Origin of the sequence: Streptomyces achromogenes subsp. achromogenes (assembly GCF_000720835.1) — a bacterium.
GTDB lineage: Bacteria > Actinomycetota > Actinomycetes > Streptomycetales > Streptomycetaceae > Streptomyces > Streptomyces achromogenes.
Genome location: NZ_JODT01000029.1, coordinates 66,601 through 85,062, shown reverse-complemented (window position 1 = coordinate 85,062; position 18,462 = coordinate 66,601). Strand labels below are relative to the sequence as shown.

Below are 18,462 nucleotides of genomic sequence, written 5' to 3'. Positions count from 1 at the left end.
GGTGTCCCGAGTCCGCATGGCGGGCAGGCGTGCGCGCCTGCTGACGGCCGCCACCGCACTGACCCTGCTGTCCCCCCTGGCTTCCTGTTCCTCCGCGTCGACGGCCGTGGAGGCGTGCATGGGGAAGCAGGCCGTCTCGGCGACCACGGGGGAACTGGAAGGCACCTACACCGGCGAGGCCCACGCCAAGGGCGTGAAGATCACTCTCAAGGCGTCGGACACCGGCACCGGCGGGACCGTCACGGTGCGCAACTGGCCGACCGGTGCCTGGTACAAGAGCGAACTCGGCGAGACGTTCGACGGCTCCGGCACCTGGGGCGTGGAAGGGGGGCACCAGCCCGGCGACCACGCGCTGGTCCACCTCTCCTTCACGGAGCCGGAGCTCTTCCTGCGCGACTACACCATCGACATGCTGTCCATCGCCAAGGACTCCCAGCGGATCTACCTCTACGAGGACGACGACCCCGACGTGTGCCCCACGTTCCGCCTGCGCCGCGCCTGAGGCCCCGGACGGCGGAAAGCCGGTGAGGGTGCGTCCCCGTCCCCACGGGCACCCTCACCGGCTGGTCGGCGTCGGAAGCGGTACGTCAGGCGCGTACCAGTTCCTTCTCCTCCTCCGGGTCGGCGTGGGCGCGCAGCCCCTCGCCCTCCACGTCCACGTTGGGCAGCGCGCGGTCCAGCCACTTCGGCAGCCACCAGGCCCGCTTGCCGAGCAGCGCGAGGACCGCCGGGACGATGGCCATGCGGACGACGAACGCGTCGAAGAAGACGGCGATGGCGAGGCCGAAGCCGATCATCTTGACCATCGACTCGCTGGAGCCGATGAAGCCGGAGAAGACGGCGATCATGATGACGGCGGCGGCGGTCACGACCCGGGCGCCGTGCCGGAAGCCGGTCACCACGGCCTGGCCGGGCGTCTCGCCGTGGACGTACGCCTCCCGCATCCGGGTCACGAGGAACACCTCGTAGTCCATCGCGAGGCCGAAGACCACGCCCACCATGAAGATCGGCATCATCGACATGACCGGGCCGGTCTGCTCGACGTTCATCAGGCCGGACAGCCAGCCCCACTGGAAGACCGCGACAACGGCGCCGAGCGCGGCGAGCACCGACAGCAGGAAGCCGAGGGCCGCCTTCAGCGGGACCAGCACCGAGCGGAACACCACGATCAGCAGCAGGAACGCCAGGCCCACCACCAGCGCCAGGTACGGCAGCAGCGCGTCGTTCAGCTTCTGCGAGACGTCGATGTTCATCGCGGTGGAGCCGGTGACGAGCACCTTGGCGCCGGTGTCCCGGGTGATCTCCGCGCCCTTGTCGCGGATGGCGTGCACCAGGTCCTCGGTGGTGACCGAGGACGGCTTGGAATCGGGCACGACGGTGATCGTCGCGGTGTCGCCGGCCTTGTTGGGCGCGGCCGGGGTGACCGTGACGACGTCCTTCAGGCCCTTGATGTCCGCGCCGACCTTGGCGAACGCGTCCTTGGGCCGCGCGCTGTCCTTGGCGTCGACCACGACCATCAGCGGGCCGTTGAACCCGGGGCCGAAGCCCTCGGAGAGCAGGTCGTAGGCGCGGCGCTGGGTGGTGGAGACGGGCTGGGAGCCGTCGTCGGGCAGGCCCAGTTCCAGGGAGGCGGCCGGGAGCGCCGCCGCGCCGAGGCCGAGGATGCCGAGCAGCAGCACGGCGACCGGGCGGCGCACGACGAACCGGGCCCAGCGGGTGCCCATGTTGGGGCGGCCGGGCCGCTTGGGCGTACGGCCGCCGCCGAGCAGCTTGCTCTTCTCGCCGGCCGGCTTGATCCGGCGGCCGGCGTAGCCGAGCAGCGCCGGGATCATCGTCAGGGCGATGAGGACGGCGATGGCGACCGTGCCGGCCGCCGCGATGCCCATCTTCGTCAGCATCGGGATGTTGACGACGGACAGGCCGACCAAGGCGATGACGACGGTCAGGCCGGCGAAGACCACCGCGGAGCCCGCCGTGCCGACGGCGCGGCCGGCGGCCTCCTCGCGCGCGCGGCCCTCGGCGAGTTCGGCGCGGTAGCGGGAGACGATGAACAGGGCGTAGTCGATGCCGACGGCGAGGCCGATCATCGTGGCCAGGGTGGAGGTGGTGGAGCCCAGGTCCAGGGCGGAGGCCAGCGCGGTGATCGAGGCGACGCCGATGCCGACGCCGATGATCGCGGTCAGCAGCGGCAGCCCGGCGGCGAGCAGCGAGCCGAAGGTGATGACGAGGACGACGGCGGCGATCGCGATGCCGATGATCTCGCTGGAGCCGGTCTCCGGCGTCGCGTTCAGCGCGTCACCGCCGATCTCGACGGTCAGGCCGGCGTCCCGCGCGTGCTGCGCGGCCTCCTTGAGGTCGTCGCGGGTGCTGTCCTCCAGCTCCATGCCGGAGACCTTGTACTTCACCGACGCGTACGCGACGGCGCCGTTCTTGCTGACGGCGTGCCCGGTGTAGGGGTCGGCGACGGAGGCGACCTCGGGGCCGCCGCCCAGTTCCTTGACGGTCTTCTCGACGGCCGCCTTGTTGCCGGCGTCCGTCATCTTCTCGCCGCTCGGGGCCTTGAAGACGACCCGGGCGGTGGCGCCGTCGGCGCTCATCCCGGGGAAGCGCTGTTCCAGCAGGTCGAAGGCCTTCTGGGCCTCGGTACCGGGGATGGAGAAGGAGGTGTTGCCGGGGGCCGGCGCGGAGGCGGCGCCCACCCCGGCGAGGGTGAGCAGCGCCACCCATATCAGGGCGACGAAGTGCCGTCGCCGGAAGGCGAGCCGGCCGAGTTTGTAGAGGAACGTGGCCACTTAGGGCGTACTCCCGGTCAGGTCGTGGTTCAGCTGGGCAGGGGTGATCAGCCCAACGACGTGAGCGGTGACGTCAGTGGTGGGCTTGCTGGGGAAGTGGGGTGTTCGTCGGTTTCAGACGCCGAGGGCGGGGAGGACCACGGCGTCGATGTACGAGAGGAGGAAGTCCTGCGTCGGCGGCTGTTCGTCGATCAGGGTGCGGGCGGCGAACGCGCCGATCATCATGTGGAGCACGAACCCGATCGCGGGGTTGTCCGCACGGACCTCGCCCCGCTCGACCGCGCGCTGGAGCATCCGGCGCAGTTCGGCCAGCTCCGGCTCGATCAGGTGTTCCCGGAAGGCCTGGAGCAGGTCCGGGTTGCCGTGCACCGCCATGGCCAGGCCCCGCATCAGCGCGGAGTTCTGCTCCATCTCGCAGTCGTCGGCGTGCAGGACGAGGGCGTGCAGGTCGCCCTTGAGCGACCCGGTGTCGACCCCGGTGACGCGGCCCGGCTTGCCGTGCCGGACGGCTTTCGCCACCAGTTCGGCCTTGCCGCCCCACTGGCGGTAGAGCGTGGCCTTGCTGGAGCGGGTGCGGGCGGCGACGGCGTCCATGGTGAGGGCGTCGTAGCCGACCTCCCGGAGCAGGTCGAGCACGGCGCCGTACAGCTCGGCCTCGCGCTCGGGCGTGATCCGGCTGCGGCGCGTCGTCGCGACGCCTTCGGTCATGCCACTCACCTCCGCTCCGGATCTTCCGCCTTCGTATCACCGAAGATACCCCGGCGCCTCTACGAAACGAAACCGTTTCGTACGTGTGCTGGGTCACGAAGGTGAAGGGCCCATAAGGAGACCTCGCGGCGCGGGCGTCCGGGGCCCGAGTTGCCGGTGCCCGGTGCCCGGAAAAGCATGGGGAGGGTGAGCTATCTGCGCCTTCCCCACCTCAGCGGCGACCTGCTGTGCTTCGTGGCCGAGGACGACCTCTGGCTGACCCGCCTCGGCGCCCCGGAGCGCGCCTGGCGGCTCACCGCGGACCGCACCAAGGCCGGCCATCCGCGCTTCTCCCCCGACGGCCGCCACATCGCCTACACCTCCTGGCGCAGCCTCGTCCCCGAGATCCACCTCGTCGACGTGGACGGCGGCGGGCCCGCGCGCCGGCTGACGTACTGGGGCAGCGTCGACACGCAGGTGTGCGGCTGGACCCCGGACGGCGAGATCCTGGCCGTCGCCTCCCACGGCCAGCCCTTCTCCCACTTCACCTGGGCCTACAAGGTGCCGCCCGACGGCGACCCGGGCGGCCGGCTGCCCTGGGGACCGGTCTCCGACATCCAGGTCACCGGCCTCGGCGGCGAGCGCCGGACCCTGCTGCTCACCGGCACCCCGCCGCACGAACCGGCCTCCTGGAAGCGCTACCGCGGCGGCGCCACGGGCCGCCTGTGGCTGCACGGACAGCGGCTGCTGGCGGATCTCGACGGGCATCTGGCCTGCCCCATGTTCGTCGCCGGCCGGATCGCCTTCCTCTCCGACCACGAGGGCGTCGGCAACCTCTACTCCTGCGCCCCCGACGGCACCGGCCTGCGCCGCCACACCGACCACGACGCCTTCTACGCCCGGCACGCCGCGAGCGACGGCAGCCGGGTGGTGTACCAGTGCGCGGGCGACCTGTGGCTGGTGGACGACCTCTCCCCCGGCGCCGTACCGCGCCGGCTCGACGTCCGGCCGGCCGGCCCGCGCACCGGCCGCCGCCCCTACCAGGTGCCGGCCGCGCAGCACGTCGACGGCCTCTCCGTGGACGAGACCGGCCGGGCCAGCGCGGTCGTGGTCCGCGGCAGCCTGTACTGGCTCACCCACCGCGACGGCCCGGCCCGCACCCTCGCCGAGACGCCCGGCGTGCGGGTACGGCTGCCGGAGATGCTCGGCTCCACCGGGCAGGTCGCCTACGTCACCGACGCCGAGGGCGCGGACGCCGTCGAGATCGCCCGGCTGCCCCGCGCCAGCGGCGACCGCGCCCCCCGCCGGCTGGCCTCCGGCGCCCTCGGCCGCGTCCTGGAACTGGCCTCCGACCCGCTGGGCGAACGGCTGGCGGTCGCCTCCCACGACGGACGGCTGCTGCTCATCGACGTACCGCGGGACACCGAAGACACCGGCCCGGACGGCACCGAAGACGCGGCCCCGCAGGACACGGGCGCGGTCACCGAGCTGATCCGCTCCGACAACGGGCCCGTCCGCGACCTCGCCTTCTCCCCGGACGGCGCCTGGCTCACCTGGTCGCACCCCGGCATCGGCCGCACGCTGAGGCAGATCAAGCTGGCCCGCATCAAGGACCGGCTGACCGTGGACGTGACCAACGGCCGCTTCGAGGACGAGAACCCGGTCTTCACCCGCGACGGCCGCTATCTCGCCTTCCTGTCCTGGCGCGGCTTCGACCCGGTCTACGACGTGCACACCGGCGACCTGTCCTTCCCGCTCGGCTGCCGCCCCTACCTCGTCCCGCTGTCCTCGGCGACCCCCTCCCCCTTCGCGCTCAACCCGGAGGGCCGGCCGGCCGCCGGCGGGCTGGACCCGCTGGAGGACGAGGAGACCGGCGAGGCCGGCACGGTCACGGTCGAGGTGGAGGGGCTGGCGATGCGGGTCACCCCGTTCCCGGTGATCGCCTCCAAGTACTCCGGGCTGGCCCCGGTCGCGGGCGGCGGCCTGGTCTGGCTGCGCTGGCCGATCTCCGGCGCGCTCGGCGAGACCTTCGTCAACCCGGCCGACGTCAGCGGACGCCCGACCCTGGAGCACTTCAACCTCACCAAGGCCAAGAAGTCCGAACTGGTCGACCACCTCGACTGGTTCACGGTCAGCGGCGACGGCACCCGGCTGGTCGTGGTCGACGAGGGCGACCTGCGGGCGGTGCCGGCGACCGAGGTGGGCGACGGCGACACGACCGTGTGGATCGACGCGCGCCGCATCCTGCACGAGGTGGACCCGCCCGCCGAGTGGCGCCAGGCGTACGAGGAGGCGGGCCGGCTGATCCGCGCCTACTTCTGGGACCCGGGCATGTGCGGCATCGACTGGGACGCGGTCCTCGACCAGTACCGCCCCCTGGTCGAACGCGTCGCCTCCCCCGACGAGTTCGCGGATCTGCTGCGCGAGGTCCTGGGCGAACTCGGCACCTCCCACGCCTATGTCACCGCCGCCCGCCGCAACGAGGGCCCGGCCCACTACCAGCGCTGGCAGGGCCTGCTCGGCGCCAACTTCGTCCGGCACGGCGACCGCTGGCTGGTGCGGCGCATCCTGGCCGGCGACTCCTCCGACTCCCGGGCCCGCTCCCCGCTGGCCGGCACGGGCATCCGCGAGGGCGCCGTCCTCACCCACGTCGACGGCCGCCCGGTCGACCCGGTGCGCGGCCCCTACCCGCTGCTCGCCGGTTCCGGCGGCACGACCGTGGAGCTGACGTTCACCCCGCCGGACGGCGAGCCCGGCGGGCCCCGGCGGGTCGCCGTCGTCCCGCTCGTCGACGAACGGCCGCTGCGCTACCAGGACTGGGTGGCCAAACGCCGCGAGGTGGTACGGCGGTTGAGCGACGGCCGGTGCGGCTATCTGCACATCCCCGACATGGGCGGCTCCGGCTGGGCCCAGTTCAACCGCGACCTGCGCATGGAGATGTCCCGGCCGGCGCTGATCGTGGACGTGCGCGGCAACGCGGGCGGCCACATCAGCGAACTCGTGGTGGAGAAGCTGACCCGGACGATCCTGGGCTGGGACCTGACCCGGGACGCGCAACCGGTGTCGTACGCCTCCAACGCCCCGCGCGGGCCGGTGGTGGCCCTGGCCGACGAGGCCACCTCCTCGGACGGCGACATGATCACGGCCGCCTTCAAGCTGCTGGACCTCGGACCGGTGGTCGGCCAGCGGACCTGGGGCGGAGTCGTCGGCATGACCGGGCGGCACCGCCTGGGCGACGGCACCGTCATCACCGTCCCGATGAACGCGGCCTGGTTCGACGCCTACGGCTGGTCCGTGGAGAACCGCGGCGTCGACCCCGACGTCGAGGTGCTGCGCACCCCCGTGGACTGGGCCGAGGGCCGCTACCCGGTGCTGGGCGAGGCCGTCCGGCTGGCCCTTCAGCTGCTGGAGAGCCATCCGGCGGCAAAGCCCCCGGACTACAGCGGCGTACCCGACCGGACCCGCCCGAAGCTGCCCCCGCGGCCGGCCGGGTAGCGGTCGGCACAGGCGCGGGGCGCCCTCCGCCACGGAGGGCACCCCGCGTCTTCGGGCCGGACCTAGGCGTCGTAGTCCTGGTCGAACCGGTCCTGCACCTGCTGCGGCGTGTCCTCGATGTCACGGTGGTTCTGGGTGCCGCGCTGCGGCTGGCCCGGCCGGCCCTGACGGCCCTGCTGACCGGCCTTCTGACGGGCCTGTCCCGCCTTCTCCTGGGCCTTCTCCTTGGCCTGGCGGGACTTGTCCTGCATCTGGTCCTTCATACCCATGTGGGTTCACTCCCGTGGTGGGTGGGGGGTTCGGCCCCTCAGTGGGGCCTCGACCAGATTCACACGGGCCAACACCCTGTGCATGTCGATCAGTTACGGTGCGTGGCGCGCGCCGCCTCGTCGGCCGCCCCACCTGCGCCGACGAGCCCGGAGGACATTCCCCGCAGCCGGGGCGCGAACCGCTTCATCTCCCGCTGCCCGACCGTTCCGATGAGCGCCGGCAGATATCCGCGCACCCCCTGCATGCCGCGCAGCCACCACTGCCCGTAGACGTGCGCCGAGCGCCGCTCGATCCCGGCGACGATCCGGTCCACCGCCGGACCCAGCGGGTAGGTCTTGTTCGACGGCCAGGGCAGCCGCTGCCGCAGCTCGCGCATCACGTCGTCCTGGTCGGCGCCGCGCACCATGTCGGTGTCGGTCCACGACAGGTAGGCCACACCGACCCGCACGCCCTGGTAGCCGACCTCGGCGCGCAGGCTGTGCGCGTACGCCTCCACGCCCGCCTTGGACGCGCAGTACGCCGTCATCATCGGCGCGGGGGTGAGCGCGGCCAGCGAGGCGATCTGCAGCAGATAGCCCCGGCTCTCGGTCAGCACCGGCAGGAAGGCGCGCGCGGTCACCGCCGAACCGATCAGGTTCACCTCGATCACCCGCCGCCAGGCCACCGGATCGGAGTCCGCGAACGGACCGCCGGTCGCCACACCGGCGTTGGCGACCACGATGTCGACCTTGCCGAAGCGCTCCTTCACCTCCCGCGCGACCCGGCTCATGGTCTCGTGGTCGGTGACGTCGGCGTACCAGTAGGCGCTGTCGTCGTGGTGCAGCCGCCCGGAGACCTCCTTGAGCGCCTCCTCCTCCAGCCCGACCAGCGCCACCCTCGCCCCGCGCGCGGACAGTTTGCGCGCCAGCAGCTCACCGACGCCGCGCGCGGCCCCCGTGACGACCGCGACCTGTCCTTCGAGGCTCACCCTGCTCATGCGCCCTCCTTGATCCGTACGGGGGCGGCCCCCGTGACATACGTGCCGACGAGTGCGCGGATGCGGCCGGTCACCGTCTCCGGCGCCTCGACGGGGGTCATGTGGCCGACGCCGGTCAGCTCGGTGACGCCGAGGCAGTGCGGCAGCGCGGCGGCCAGCGCGCGGGCGTGCACCGGGGGCGTGAGCCGGTCCGAGGTGCCGCACAGCACCGCGGTGGGCACGGTCAACCGCCGTACGCCCTGGTCGAGATCGAGCGTGGCCAGCACCTTCGACCACGCGTGGCGCACCGCGCGCGGACAGGCGTGCACGATCCGCGCGCACGCCTCGACCCGGTCCGGGGCACAACCGGCGCCCATGGTGGCGTACTTGAGGACGCTCATCGCCACCGACGTGACCGGTCCGAGCGGGGCGCGCGAGCCGAGGACGCGTCCGGTGAGCCAGGTGCGCACGCGCCCGGCGCGCAGCGGCACCACGCGCGACTCGGCGACCAGCCGCGAACTGCCCGTGCTGCACAGCAGGACGGCGGCGGCGTGCTCCTCGAAGCCGGGGCGCCCGGCGGCGGCCATGACCGTCATGCCGCCCATGGAGTGGCCGGCGATCACCGCCTGCTCCCCGGGCGCGAGGGTCGCCGCGAGCACCGCTTCCAGGTCGTCCGCCAGCGCTTCGGTGGTGCACACGGGGTTCGCGGGGCTGCGCCCGTGCCCCCGCTGGTCGTAGACGATCACCCGGTGAGCGGCGGCCAGGTCCCGTATCTGCGCCGCCCAGAACGCCGTCGAGCAGGTCCAGCCGTGGGCGAGCACGACGGCGGGCGCGTCCTCGGGGCCGTGCACCTCGACGTGCAGCCGGGCGCCGTCGGCGGAGACGGCGGTCAGGGTGCGGGCGGGGACGGGCGGGGTGTACGGGCCGGGGGCGGCCGGGGTGCGGCGGCTCACGCGAGGGCCTCGCTCTTGCGTGAGGCCACCGGCGCGGGTTTGCGGATCACCTCGTACTCCGCGAGGTCCACCCGCCGGGTCGCGCGCCGGAACTCGGTGGTCGTGCCCGGCCAGATGGTGGTGTTGCGGCCGCTCGGGTCCAGGTACCAGCTGGTGCAGCCGCCGGTGTTCCACACGGTCCGCTTCATCCGCTCCTGCACCCGCTCGTTCCAGGCGTCCACGGCGGCGGGCCGGGCGTCCAGGGCGGTCCGGCCCCCGAGGACGTCGAGCTGGCGCAGGTAATCGGCCAGGTAGTTCAGCTGGGACTCGATCATCAGGATCATGGAGGAGTTGCCCAGGCCGGTGTTGGGCCCGATGACCGTCATGAAGTTCGGGAAGCCGGCCGCCGAGGCGCCGCGCAGCGCCCGCATGCCGTTCTTCCAGGTCTCGGCGAGCGTGGTCCCGTCCGCGCGGGCCACCCGCTCGGCGATGGGCATGTCGGTGACGTGGAAACCGGTGCCGAAGACGATCGCGTCGACCTCGGCCTCGGTGCCGTCGGCCGCCACGAGCGTGGAGCCGCGGATCTCGGCGAGCCCACTGGCGACGACGTCCACGTTGGGCCGGGCGAGCGCCGGGTAGTACTCGCTGGACAGCAGGATCCGCTTGCAGCCGATGCGGTAGTCCGGGGTGAGCTTGGCCCGCAGGGCGGGGTCCTTGATGGCGCGGGCCATGTTCCGCTTGGCGAGCTGTTCGACGAGCCCGAGTTCGTCCGGGCGCTTGGTGAACGCCTGCACCTGGAGCTCCCGGATGCCCCACAGCAGCCCGCGCCGGGCCTGCGCGGTGACGGGCAGCCGCCGGTGCAGCCAGCGTTCGGCCCCGCTGATGGCGCGGTCCATGCGGGGCATCACCCACGGCGGGGTGCGCTGGAAGAGGGTGAGCCGGCCCGCCTGCGGCTGGATGGCGGGCACGATCTGGATCGCCGAGGCGCCGGTGCCGACCATGGCGACCCGCTTGCCGCGCAGGTCGTAGTCGTGGTCCCAGCGGGCGGAGTGGAACACCTTGCCCGGGAAGGAGTCCAGACCCGGGATCTCGGGGACCTTCGGGTCGGACAGCGGTCCGGTGGCGGAGACGACGACGTCGGCGCGCAGGGTGCCGCGGGTGGTCTCGATGGTCCACCACAGGTTGTCCTCGTCCCAGGTCATCAGCTTGACCTCGGAGTCGAACCGGATGTGCGGGCGCAGCCCGAACAGGTCCGTGACGTGCTCCAGGTAGGCGCGGATGTGCCGCTGCCCGGAGAAGGTGCGCGGCCAGTCGGGGTTGGGCGCGAAGGAGAAGGAGTACAGGTGCGACGGCACGTCACAGGCGCACCCGGGGTAGCTGTTGTCCCGCCAGGTGCCGCCGACGCTGCCGGCCCGTTCCAGGACCACGAAGTCGGTGATCCCCTCCCGGCGCAGCCGCACGGCGGCCCCCAGCCCGCCGAACCCGGACCCGATCACCGCCACCCGTACATGCTCGTGCTCGGCCATCCCGAAGCCTCCACGCATCACCTAGGAACTGTGCCAGTGAACACTGGCGCAATGGGACTGTAAAGCAGCTCCGTACCGAGCGGTAGGGGGCGCGGAAGGGAAAGTTACCGGGGGTACACCTTAGGCTGCGGGCGTGGCAGAGGACGCAGAGCACAGGGAAGGCCCGCGCGAGTACCGCATGGAGGAACTGGCCCGGCTGGCCGGCATCACCGTGCGCACCCTGCGCTTCTACCGCGAGCGGGGGCTGCTCGCGCCACCCCGCCGCGAGGGCCGTATCGCCTGGTACGACGACCATCACCTGGCCCGGCTGCGCACCATCGCGGCCCTACTGGAGCGCGGCCACACCCTCAGCGGCATAGCGGAACTCGCCGAGGCCCTGGACCAGGGCCGCGATGTCGCCGACCTGCTGGGTGTGGGACCGCCCACCGAGGAGGAGCCGGTCCGCCTCACCCCCGAGGAACTCGCCGCCCGCTTCGAGGGCGAGGTCACGCCCGAGAACCTGGCCGCCGCGATGGAATTGGGCTACCTCGGCACCGACGGCGACGAGATCGTGCACATCAGCCGGCGGCTGCTGGACGTCTCCTCGGCGCTGGTGCGCGAGGGCATCCCGCTCGCCGAGGTGCTGGCCGCCGCCGCCCGGGTCCGCGAGCACGCCGAGGCGCTGGCCGACCTGTTCGCCGACGTGATCACGCGCCACGCCCCCGAGGACGACCTGCGGCGGCTGCGCCCGCTGGCCCGCAGCGTGGTGGAGGCGGAACTCTCCCTGGCCCTGGACCGCCGGCTGAACAAGCGGGACCGAGGCGCCCCGCAAGTCCCCTAGTGGTCGTAGACGACGGTCACCGGCGCGTGGTCCGACCAGCGTTCGGCGTGGGTGGCGGCCCGCTCCACGAACCCCTTGACCGCCCGCCCGGCGAGCCCGGGGGTGGCCACGTGGTAGTCGATGCGCCAGCCGGAGTCGTTGTCGAAGGCCCGGCCGCGGTACGACCACCAGCTGTACGGCCCTTCGGCGTCCGGGTGCAGCGCGCGCACCACGTCGACGTACCCGCCCTCCCCGGCGGCGAACACCCGGCCGAGCCAGTCGCGTTCCTCGGGCAGGTAGCCGGAGTTCTTGGTGTTGCCGCGCCAGTTCTTCAGGTCGGCCTCACGGTGGGCGATGTTCCAGTCGCCGCAGACCAGCACCTCGCGCCCGTCGGCGGCGGCGCGCTCGCGCAGCTCCTTGAGGTGCGCGAGGAACTCGGCCATGAAGCGGACCTTCTCGTCCTGCCGTTCGGTGCCGACCTCGCCGGAGGGCAGGTAGAGGGAGGCGACGGTGACGCCGGGCAGCTCGGCCTCCACGTACCGGCCGCTGCCGTCGAACTCGGCGGAGCCGAAGCCGACCCGGACCCGGTCGGGCTCGCGCCGGGTGTAGAGGGAGACGCCCGCACGGCCCTTGGCGGCGGCCGGGGCGTGCACGACGTGCCAGCCCTCGGGCTGCCGGACCTCCTCGGGCAGCTGGTGCGGCTCGGCGCGCACCTCCTGGAGGCAGACGACGTCCGCGTCCGTCCCGGCGAGCCACTGAACGAAGCCCTTCTTGGCGGCGGCCCGCAGCCCGTTCACGTTCACGGTGGTCACAGTCAGCACCCCGGCACGATACCGGCACACTGGTCGGGGTCCGAAAACCCGGGGACCCCCGCCGACCGCATAGAAGTACGATGCCCAGCATGAATATACGCCGCGTTCGTTTCGATCACCCCGACGCCGTCAAGCTCAACGACGAGGTCCAGGCCGAGTACCACCTGCGCTACGGCGACGGGGGCGACGCCACGGTCTTGGCGCCCGAGGACTTCGACCCGCCCCGGGGCGTGTTCCTGATCGCGTACGACGAGCGGGACCGCCCGGTGGCGACCGGCGGCTGGCGCAGCCAGGACCACAACGACGAGGGCAACGAGGACGGCGACGCCGAACTGAAGCGCATGTTCGTCATCGAGGAGATGCGCGGCCGGGGCCTGGCCCGCCGCATCCTCGCGGCCCTGGAGGAGGACGCCCGCGCGGCCGGCCGGGTCCGCATGGTCCTGGAGACGGGAACCAAGCAGCCGGAGGCCATCGCCCTGTACGCCTCCAGCGGCTATGAGCCCTGCGCCAAGTTCGGCTACTACCGCCACTACGAGGAGAGCCTCTGCTACGCCAAGCCGCTGTGAGCCACGAGGCCGCCCGGGTGCTCCTCACGGGAGGGGGAGCACCTTGTGCGCCCCGGAAACGACGAAGATCCCGCCGGTCGTGATGACCGACGGGATCTCATCGTGCAGTGGACCTGAGGGGATTTGAACCCCTGGCCCCCTCGATGCGAACGAGGTGCGCTACCGGACTGCGCCACAGGCCCTTGCAACGAGTGAAACTCTAGCATCCCGATCCGGGTGCTTGGAAATCCGCTCCCTGACTGGTCAGGGCGGGGGTGACCGAGGTCACTCGTTGGCGGCGCGCGGCCGGTCGCCGTCCTCGAACTGGTCGAACAGCGGCGTACGGCCGCGCTCCCGGGCCCGGCGGGCCGAGGCGGGGCCGGCGCCGCGTGAGCGGGTCCGCGCTTGCGGGCGGGCCTGCCCGCGGCCGTCCGCCGGCCCCTCCGCCGCGGCCGGCTCCGCACGCTCGTCCCCGCCGTCCCGCGGCGCGCGGCCCGCCTCCTGCTCGGGCGCGACCGCGCTGGACCGGGCCGAGCTCCAGGTGTCGGGCGCCCCGAGGTCCACATCGGAGGTGGCGCGCGGGGCGACGGGCGCGGTGACGTACGTGGGCAGGGGCACCGGCACCGGGTCCCAGCTCTCCCCGTGCCCGGGCCGCCGCTGCCGCTCGCGCTGCTGGTCGACCCACTCGGCGTGGTCGGTCTGCTCCACGAGCGCCCGCCGGTCGGCGGCGAGCGCGGACAGCTCCGTGTCGTCCGTGCCCGCGTCCCGGCCCGCGTCCGCCTCGTCCGCGTCCGTCCCCTCCTCCAGAAAGGCGCGGGTGCGCGGCCGGCGCTCGCGCAGGCGCTGGGCGGCGGCCTCGGCGCGGCGGCGGTCCATCTGGTAGGCGAAGCGGCGCCGTTCCTGCGCCCGCAGATAGGCGATGTAGGCGCTGAGCAGTACGGCCGGGACGCCGGGGGCCCACAGGAAGGCGAGCCCGCCGACGGCGGCGATGACCGTGCCGAGGGTGAAGGCGAGGAAGAGCATCACCGTGGTGCGCCGGCGGCGCGCGAGCACCTTCGAGCGCTGGGCGCGCGCGGCGGCCGTCTGCGCCGAGGACGCGCGCCGTGCCACCGGTTCACGCTGCGGGGCGGGCACGGAGGCGGGGTCGGGCGCCGGTGCGGAAGGCTGGTCGCGGTCCGGTCCGGCACTCGCGGCCGCCTCCGGTCCGTCGTCCAAAGGCTCGGCGCCCAGGCCCTCCTGACGGCGGGTCGGGGGCACGGCGAAGGCCCGGACGTCCACCGAGTCGGTGACGGCGTCCGGGTCGACGGCGTCCGGCTCCCCCTCCTGGGCGGAGCGCGCCCGCAGGTCCCGGGCGTACCGGCGCTCCATGCCCGCCCGTCCGGAAAGCAGCCGGATGGCGGTGCTGAAGCGTTCCGTCGGACGGGCCTCGTTCAGCTCGTCCTGCCTACGGAGCCACATCGGCACCAAGTAGGCGGCCCAGGCCCCGACAATGACTGCGTAGATGAGGCCGCTGCTGCTCACGCCTCACACGGTAGAGGGGTTTGCGGGAGGCCATCCGCCAATTGGGCCGGTGTGTCGCACGATCTGGCTGATATTTCCAGCATTTTTTGCGACCGATGCGATTTTCAATAATCGAACGTATTTTCAATTCATGGGCTTTCAGTGCGCTGAGCCCGCTGAGAACGTGCCCGGTGCCACCGCGTGAGCAGCCCGTCGGGCACCTCTTCCGCGGTGAGCGCGAAGACGAGATGGTCGCGCCAGGCGCCGTCGATGTGCAGATAGCGCGGCCGCAGCCCCTCCTCACGGAATCCCAGTTTCTCCACCACGCGCCGGCTCGGCCGGTTCTCGGGCCGGATGCAGACCTCGATGCGGTGCAGGCCGACGGTGCGGAAGCAGTGGTCCACCGCGAGCGCGACCGCCGTCGGCACCACCCCGCGTCCGGCCACCGCCTCGTCCACCCAGTACCCGATGTGTCCCGAGCACATCGAGCCCCAGGTGATCCCGGCCACCGTCAACTGCCCGGCCAGCCGCCCCTGGTACTCGATGACGAACGGCAGCATCCGGCCCGCGCCGGCCTCGGAGCGCAGGTGCCGGACCATCTGACGGTAGGTCGGCCGGTGCGCGACCGGCCCGCTGGGCGCGGGCGGCGGGATGGTCGCCTCCCAGGGGCGCAGCCAGTCGCGGTTGCGCCGGTTCACCTCGCGCCAGGCCCGCTGGTCGCGCAGCTTTATCGGCCGGAGGACGACCTCGCCGTCCGCCAGCACGACGGGCCAGGAAGGGCTGTTCAGCTCGCACCCCCACTGCCGGATCTCGGGTGGTCGCCGCCGCGGATCTGGTCGACGGCGTGCACCAGCAGCGGCTCCAGCACGGCCAGCCCGTCGCGCACCCCGCCGGTCGACCCGGGCAGGTTCACGATCAGTGTCCGGCCGGCCACGCCCGCCAGGCCGCGGGACAGCGCGGCGGTGGGCACCTTCTCGCGCCCGTGGGCCCGGATGGCCTCGGCGATGCCCGGCACCTCCCGGTCGATCACCGCGCGGGTGGCCTCCGGGGTGCGGTCGGTGGGCGAGATGCCGGTGCCGCCGGTGGTGACCACGACGTCGTACCCGGCCGCCACGGCCGCCCGCAGGGCCTCCTCCACGGGGGCGCCGTCGGCGACGACCCGCGGCCCGGCCACGTCGAGGCCGAGGCTCCGCAGACCGTCGGCGACCAGCGGGCCGCCCTTGTCCGGGTAGACGCCCGCGGCGGCCCGGCTGGACGCGGTGATCACCAGGGCGCGGTAGCTCATGCCCGGCTCCAGTCGCCCGACTTGCCGCCCGTCTTCTCCTCCACCCGCACGTCCGTGATGACCGCTCCCTTGTCGACCGCCTTGACCATGTCGACCACGGTGAGCGCGGCGACCGTCACCGCGGTGAGGGCCTCCATCTCGACGCCCGTGCGGTCCGTGGTCTTCACGGTGGCCCGGATCTCCACGGCGTCGTCCGCGACCGACAGGTCCAGTGTCACACCGGACACCGACAACGGGTGGCACAGCGGGATCAGGTCCGGGGTCCGCTTGGCCCCCATGATCCCGGCGATGCGCGCGGTGGCCAGGGCGTCACCCTTGGGCATCCCCTCGCCGCGCAGCAGCTCGACCACGCGCGGTGCGACGAGGACCCGGCCACTGGCACGGGCGGTGCGCGCGGTCACGTCCTTCCCGGATACGTCGACCATGCGGGCCGCACCCGCCTCGTCGATGTGCGTCAGCCGTTCCTGCGTACTCATGCTGTGGCGCTCCCGGTCCGGGCCCGCGCGGTGCGGAGCGCGGGCCAGCTGTGCGCGCAACGGTACCGCCAAGCCGGGCCGGGCAGCGGACCAGGATCGTCCTGTGGACAGGCACGCGCGCGTGCCTCAGCCGAGCAGGACGACCTCCACCTCGCCGCCGGGCTCCACGGACTCCGTGTCCTCGGGGACGACGATCAGCGCGTCGGCCTTGGCGAGCGCCGCGATCAGGTGGGAACCGGCTCCCCCCACGGGGGTCACCTCGCCGTCGGCGTACCGGCCGCGCAGGAACTGGCGGCGGCCCCGGGGCGAGCGCAGCGCGGCGTCCGCCTTCAGCACGGCCCGGGCGCGGGGCCGGTGGAGCTCGGTCAGGCCCATCAGGGCACGGATGGCGGGGCGGACGAACAGCTCGAAGGAGACGTACGACGACACCGGGTTGCCGGGCAGGGCCAGCAGCGGGGTGTGGTCGGGGCCGATGGTGCCGAAGCCCTGCGGCTTGCCGGGCTGCATGGCGAGCCTGCGGAACTCCACCCCGCCGCCCGGCTCGTCCTCGTCGCCGACGGACGACAGCGCCTCCTTGACGACGTCGTAGGCGCCCACGCTGACCCCGCCGGTGGTCACCAGCAGGTCGGCGCGGATGAGCTGGTCCTCGATGGTGGTGCGGAGCGTCTCGGCGTCGTCGGCGACCGCGCCCACCCGGTAGGCGATGGCGCCCGCGTCCCGCGCGGCGGCGGTGAGGGCGAAGCTGTTGGAGTCGTGGATCTGCCCGGGGGCCAGTTCCTCGCCGGGCTGGACGAGTTCGCTGCCGGTGGACAGCACGACCACGCGCGGGCGCGGATGGACCCGGACCGTGCCGCGGCCGATCGCGGCGAGCAGCGCGATCTGCGGCGCGCCGAGGACCGTACCGGCCTTTAGGGCGAGCTCGCCGGCCCGTACGTCGCTGCCCTCGGCCCGTACGTGCGCGCGGGCCTCGGCGGGCCGGTACACGTGCACCTGCCCCTCGGCGCCCTCGGGGGCCAGGCTGCGCGCCCGCATGCCGCTCGCCGGGCCCTCGCCGAGCCCGCCGTCGGTCCACTCGACGGGGACGACGGCCTCGGCGCCGGGCGGCAGCGGGGCGCCGGTCATGATCCGCGCGGCCTGCCCGGGGCCGACCCGCACCGGATCGGCGGCGCCGGCCGCGACGTCCCCGACGACCTCCAGGGCGGCCGGGAACTCCTCGCTCGCGCCGGCGACGTCCGCGACCCGTACCGCGTACCCGTCCATGGAGCTGTTGTCGAACGGGGGCAGGGAGACGGGCACCGTGACGTTCTCCACCAGGACGCAGCCCTGGGCGTCGAGCAGTTGCAGCTCGATGGGCTCCAGGGGGCGGACGGTGGCGAGGATGTCGTCCAGGTGCTCGTCCACCGACCACAGGTCGTCCGGGCCGGCGGGACGGGTCGCGGCGCTGCTCAAGGCTGCTGCATCTCCTCGGCTACGTAACTGCGGAGCCAGGTCCGGAAGTCCGGGCCCAGGTCTTCACGTTCGCACGCGAGTCTGACAATGGCCCGCAGATAGTCGCCGCGGTCGCCGGTGTCGTAGCGGCGGCCCTGGAAGACGACGCCGTGCACGGGGCCGCCGACCTTCTCGTCCTGGGCGAGCTGCTGGAGGGCGTCGGTGAGCTGGATCTCGCCGCCGCGGCCCGGCTCGGTCTCGCGCAGGATGCCGAAGATGCCCGGGTCGAGGACGTAGCGGCCGATGATCGCGTAGCTGGACGGGGCGTCCGCCGGGTCCGGCTTCTCCACCAGTCCCGTGACCTTCACCACGTCGCCGTCGGCGGTGGCCTCCACGGCCGCGCAGCCATAGAGGTGGATCTGCTCGGGAGCGACCTCCATGAGGGCGACGACGCTGCCGCCGTGCCGCTCCTGGACCTCGATCATGCGCCGCAGCAGCGGGTCACGGGGGTCGATCAGGTCGTCGCCGAGGAGGACGGCGAAGGGTTCGTGGCCGACGTGCGGGGCGGCGCACAGCACGGCGTGACCGAGTCCCCTGGGGTCGCCCTGGCGGACGTAGTGCATGGTGGCCAGGTCGCTGGACTCCTGCACCTTCGCGAGCCGCTGGGCGTCGCCCTTCTTCTGCAGCGCGCTTTCCAGCTCGTAATTGCGGTCGAAGTGGTCCTCCAGCGGCCGCTTGTTGCGCCCGGTGATCATGAGGACGTCGTCGAGCCCCGCCGACACGGCCTCCTCGACCACATACTGGATCGCCGGCTTGTCTACGACGGGCAGCATCTCCTTGGGAGTGGCCTTGGTCGCCGGCAGGAACCGGGTACCGAGGCCGGCCGCGGGAATGACAGCCTTGCTGATCCTGGAGTGGGACTGAGTCATGCCCGCCACAATATCCGGTGCCTTTGTGCGC

Annotated in this window: 17 protein-coding genes and 1 tRNA gene; 4 read left to right on the top strand and 14 right to left on the bottom strand. The window is 73.0% G+C overall.

Annotated features, from left to right (window positions below):
• Position 1 precedes the first annotated feature (1 nt).
• A complete protein-coding gene (locus IH25_RS0127180) occupies positions 2-502 on the top strand; it encodes a hypothetical protein (RefSeq protein WP_157847023.1) in 501 nt (166 codons plus the stop codon).
• An 85-nt stretch (positions 503-587) separates the two neighbouring features.
• Here IH25_RS0127180 and IH25_RS0127175 read toward each other — a convergent pair whose 3' ends face one another.
• On the bottom strand, positions 588-2,792 hold the full coding sequence (locus IH25_RS0127175; protein WP_030615981.1) for an MMPL family transporter: 2,205 nt from the start codon (positions 2,790-2,792) through the stop codon (positions 588-590).
• A gap of 114 nt (positions 2,793-2,906) precedes the next feature.
• A complete protein-coding gene (locus IH25_RS0127170; protein WP_030615978.1) occupies positions 2,907-3,500 on the bottom strand; it encodes a TetR/AcrR family transcriptional regulator in 594 nt (197 codons plus the stop codon).
• Between the two features lie 186 nt (positions 3,501-3,686).
• On the opposite strand from IH25_RS0127170, the gene IH25_RS0127165 reads away from it, so the two are divergent.
• Complete coding sequence (locus tag IH25_RS0127165; protein ID WP_030615975.1) at positions 3,687-6,974, top strand: S41 family peptidase; 3,288 nt, start codon at positions 3,687-3,689, stop codon at positions 6,972-6,974.
• 62 nt (positions 6,975-7,036) lie between these two features.
• Here IH25_RS0127165 and IH25_RS0127160 read toward each other — a convergent pair whose 3' ends face one another.
• The 4 genes from IH25_RS0127160 to IH25_RS0127145 all read right to left on the bottom strand — a co-directional run bounded on the left by IH25_RS0127160 (position 7,037) and on the right by IH25_RS0127145 (position 10,657).
• A complete protein-coding gene (locus IH25_RS0127160) occupies positions 7,037-7,243 on the bottom strand; it encodes a hypothetical protein (protein ID WP_030615972.1) in 207 nt (68 codons plus the stop codon).
• A gap of 89 nt (positions 7,244-7,332) precedes the next feature.
• Entirely contained in the window at positions 7,333-8,220 is an 888-nt protein-coding gene (locus tag IH25_RS0127155; RefSeq protein WP_030615969.1) for an SDR family oxidoreductase, read from the bottom strand.
• Complete coding sequence (locus tag IH25_RS0127150) at positions 8,217-9,152, bottom strand: alpha/beta fold hydrolase (RefSeq protein WP_030615966.1); 936 nt, start codon at positions 9,150-9,152, stop codon at positions 8,217-8,219. The genes IH25_RS0127155 and IH25_RS0127150 overlap by 4 nt, the downstream gene beginning before the upstream one ends.
• On the bottom strand, positions 9,149-10,657 hold the full coding sequence (locus IH25_RS0127145) for a flavin-containing monooxygenase (protein WP_030615963.1): 1,509 nt from the start codon (positions 10,655-10,657) through the stop codon (positions 9,149-9,151). The genes IH25_RS0127150 and IH25_RS0127145 overlap by 4 nt, the downstream gene beginning before the upstream one ends.
• A gap of 178 nt (positions 10,658-10,835) precedes the next feature.
• Here IH25_RS0127145 and IH25_RS0127140 point away from each other — a divergent pair, with 178 nt between their 5' ends.
• Positions 10,836-11,477 carry a MerR family transcriptional regulator gene (locus IH25_RS0127140; protein ID WP_030615959.1) on the top strand — a complete coding sequence of 214 codons (642 nt, stop codon included), beginning with the start codon at positions 10,836-10,838 and terminating at the stop codon, positions 11,475-11,477.
• Here the strand turns inward: IH25_RS0127140 and IH25_RS0127135 are convergent.
• Entirely contained in the window at positions 11,474-12,277 is an 804-nt protein-coding gene (locus IH25_RS0127135; protein WP_030615957.1) for an exodeoxyribonuclease III, read from the bottom strand. The two genes, IH25_RS0127140 and IH25_RS0127135, sit on opposite strands and share 4 nt — an antisense overlap.
• Positions 12,278-12,357: 80 nt before the next feature.
• Here IH25_RS0127135 and IH25_RS0127130 point away from each other — a divergent pair, with 80 nt between their 5' ends.
• Positions 12,358-12,834, top strand: a complete 477-nt coding sequence (locus IH25_RS0127130; protein ID WP_030615955.1) for a GNAT family N-acetyltransferase — start codon at positions 12,358-12,360, stop codon at positions 12,832-12,834.
• A 108-nt stretch (positions 12,835-12,942) separates the two neighbouring features.
• On the opposite strand, the gene IH25_RS0127125 is transcribed toward IH25_RS0127130, so the two are convergent.
• The 7 genes from IH25_RS0127125 to galU all read right to left on the bottom strand — a co-directional run bounded on the left by IH25_RS0127125 (position 12,943) and on the right by galU (position 18,431).
• Positions 12,943-13,016: transfer RNA gene (locus tag IH25_RS0127125), tRNA-Ala, on the bottom strand.
• A gap of 82 nt (positions 13,017-13,098) precedes the next feature.
• Positions 13,099-14,334: a divisome protein SepX/GlpR gene (gene sepX, locus IH25_RS0127120; protein WP_030615953.1), complete on the bottom strand. Its 1,236-nt coding sequence runs from the start codon at positions 14,332-14,334 to the stop codon at positions 13,099-13,101.
• A gap of 128 nt (positions 14,335-14,462) precedes the next feature.
• A complete protein-coding gene (locus IH25_RS0127115) occupies positions 14,463-15,077 on the bottom strand; it encodes a GNAT family N-acetyltransferase (RefSeq protein ID WP_030615950.1) in 615 nt (204 codons plus the stop codon).
• Positions 15,078-15,097: 20 nt separating this feature from the next.
• Positions 15,098-15,598 (bottom strand): MogA/MoaB family molybdenum cofactor biosynthesis protein, encoded by a 501-nt coding sequence (locus IH25_RS0127110; RefSeq protein WP_030615948.1) that lies wholly within the window; start codon positions 15,596-15,598, stop codon positions 15,098-15,100.
• Positions 15,595-16,074 (bottom strand): cyclic pyranopterin monophosphate synthase MoaC, encoded by a 480-nt coding sequence (moaC, locus tag IH25_RS0127105; RefSeq protein WP_030615946.1) that lies wholly within the window; start codon positions 16,072-16,074, stop codon positions 15,595-15,597. The genes IH25_RS0127110 and moaC overlap by 4 nt, the downstream gene beginning before the upstream one ends.
• A 126-nt stretch (positions 16,075-16,200) precedes the next feature.
• Positions 16,201-17,523 (bottom strand): molybdotransferase-like divisome protein Glp, encoded by a 1,323-nt coding sequence (glp, locus tag IH25_RS0127100; RefSeq protein ID WP_030615943.1) that lies wholly within the window; start codon positions 17,521-17,523, stop codon positions 16,201-16,203.
• Positions 17,520-18,431 (bottom strand): UTP--glucose-1-phosphate uridylyltransferase GalU, encoded by a 912-nt coding sequence (gene galU / locus IH25_RS0127095; protein ID WP_030615940.1) that lies wholly within the window; start codon positions 18,429-18,431, stop codon positions 17,520-17,522. Before galU ends, glp begins: the two co-directional genes overlap by 4 nt.
• Between the last annotated feature and the right edge of the window lie 31 nt (positions 18,432-18,462).

Excerpts from the sequence above, each read along its gene's own strand:
- IH25_RS0127170 (WP_030615978.1), bottom strand. The coding sequence starts at position 3,500 with ATGACCGAAGGCGTCGCGACGACGCGCCGCAGCCGGATCACGCCCGAG.
- IH25_RS0127160 (WP_030615972.1), bottom strand. The coding sequence starts at position 7,243 with ATGGGTATGAAGGACCAGATGCAGGACAAGTCCCGCCAGGCCAAGGAG.
- IH25_RS0127155 (WP_030615969.1), bottom strand. The coding sequence starts at position 8,220 with ATGAGCAGGGTGAGCCTCGAAGGACAGGTCGCGGTCGTCACGGGGGCC.
- IH25_RS0127145 (WP_030615963.1), bottom strand. The coding sequence starts at position 10,657 with ATGGCCGAGCACGAGCATGTACGGGTGGCGGTGATCGGGTCCGGGTTC.
- IH25_RS0127140 (WP_030615959.1), top strand. The coding sequence starts at position 10,836 with ATGGAGGAACTGGCCCGGCTGGCCGGCATCACCGTGCGCACCCTGCGC.
- IH25_RS0127130 (WP_030615955.1), top strand. The coding sequence starts at position 12,358 with ATGAATATACGCCGCGTTCGTTTCGATCACCCCGACGCCGTCAAGCTC.
- IH25_RS0127110 (WP_030615948.1), bottom strand. The coding sequence starts at position 15,598 with ATGAGCTACCGCGCCCTGGTGATCACCGCGTCCAGCCGGGCCGCCGCG.
- moaC (WP_030615946.1), bottom strand. The coding sequence starts at position 16,074 with ATGAGTACGCAGGAACGGCTGACGCACATCGACGAGGCGGGTGCGGCC.
- galU (WP_030615940.1), bottom strand. The coding sequence starts at position 18,431 with ATGACTCAGTCCCACTCCAGGATCAGCAAGGCTGTCATTCCCGCGGCC.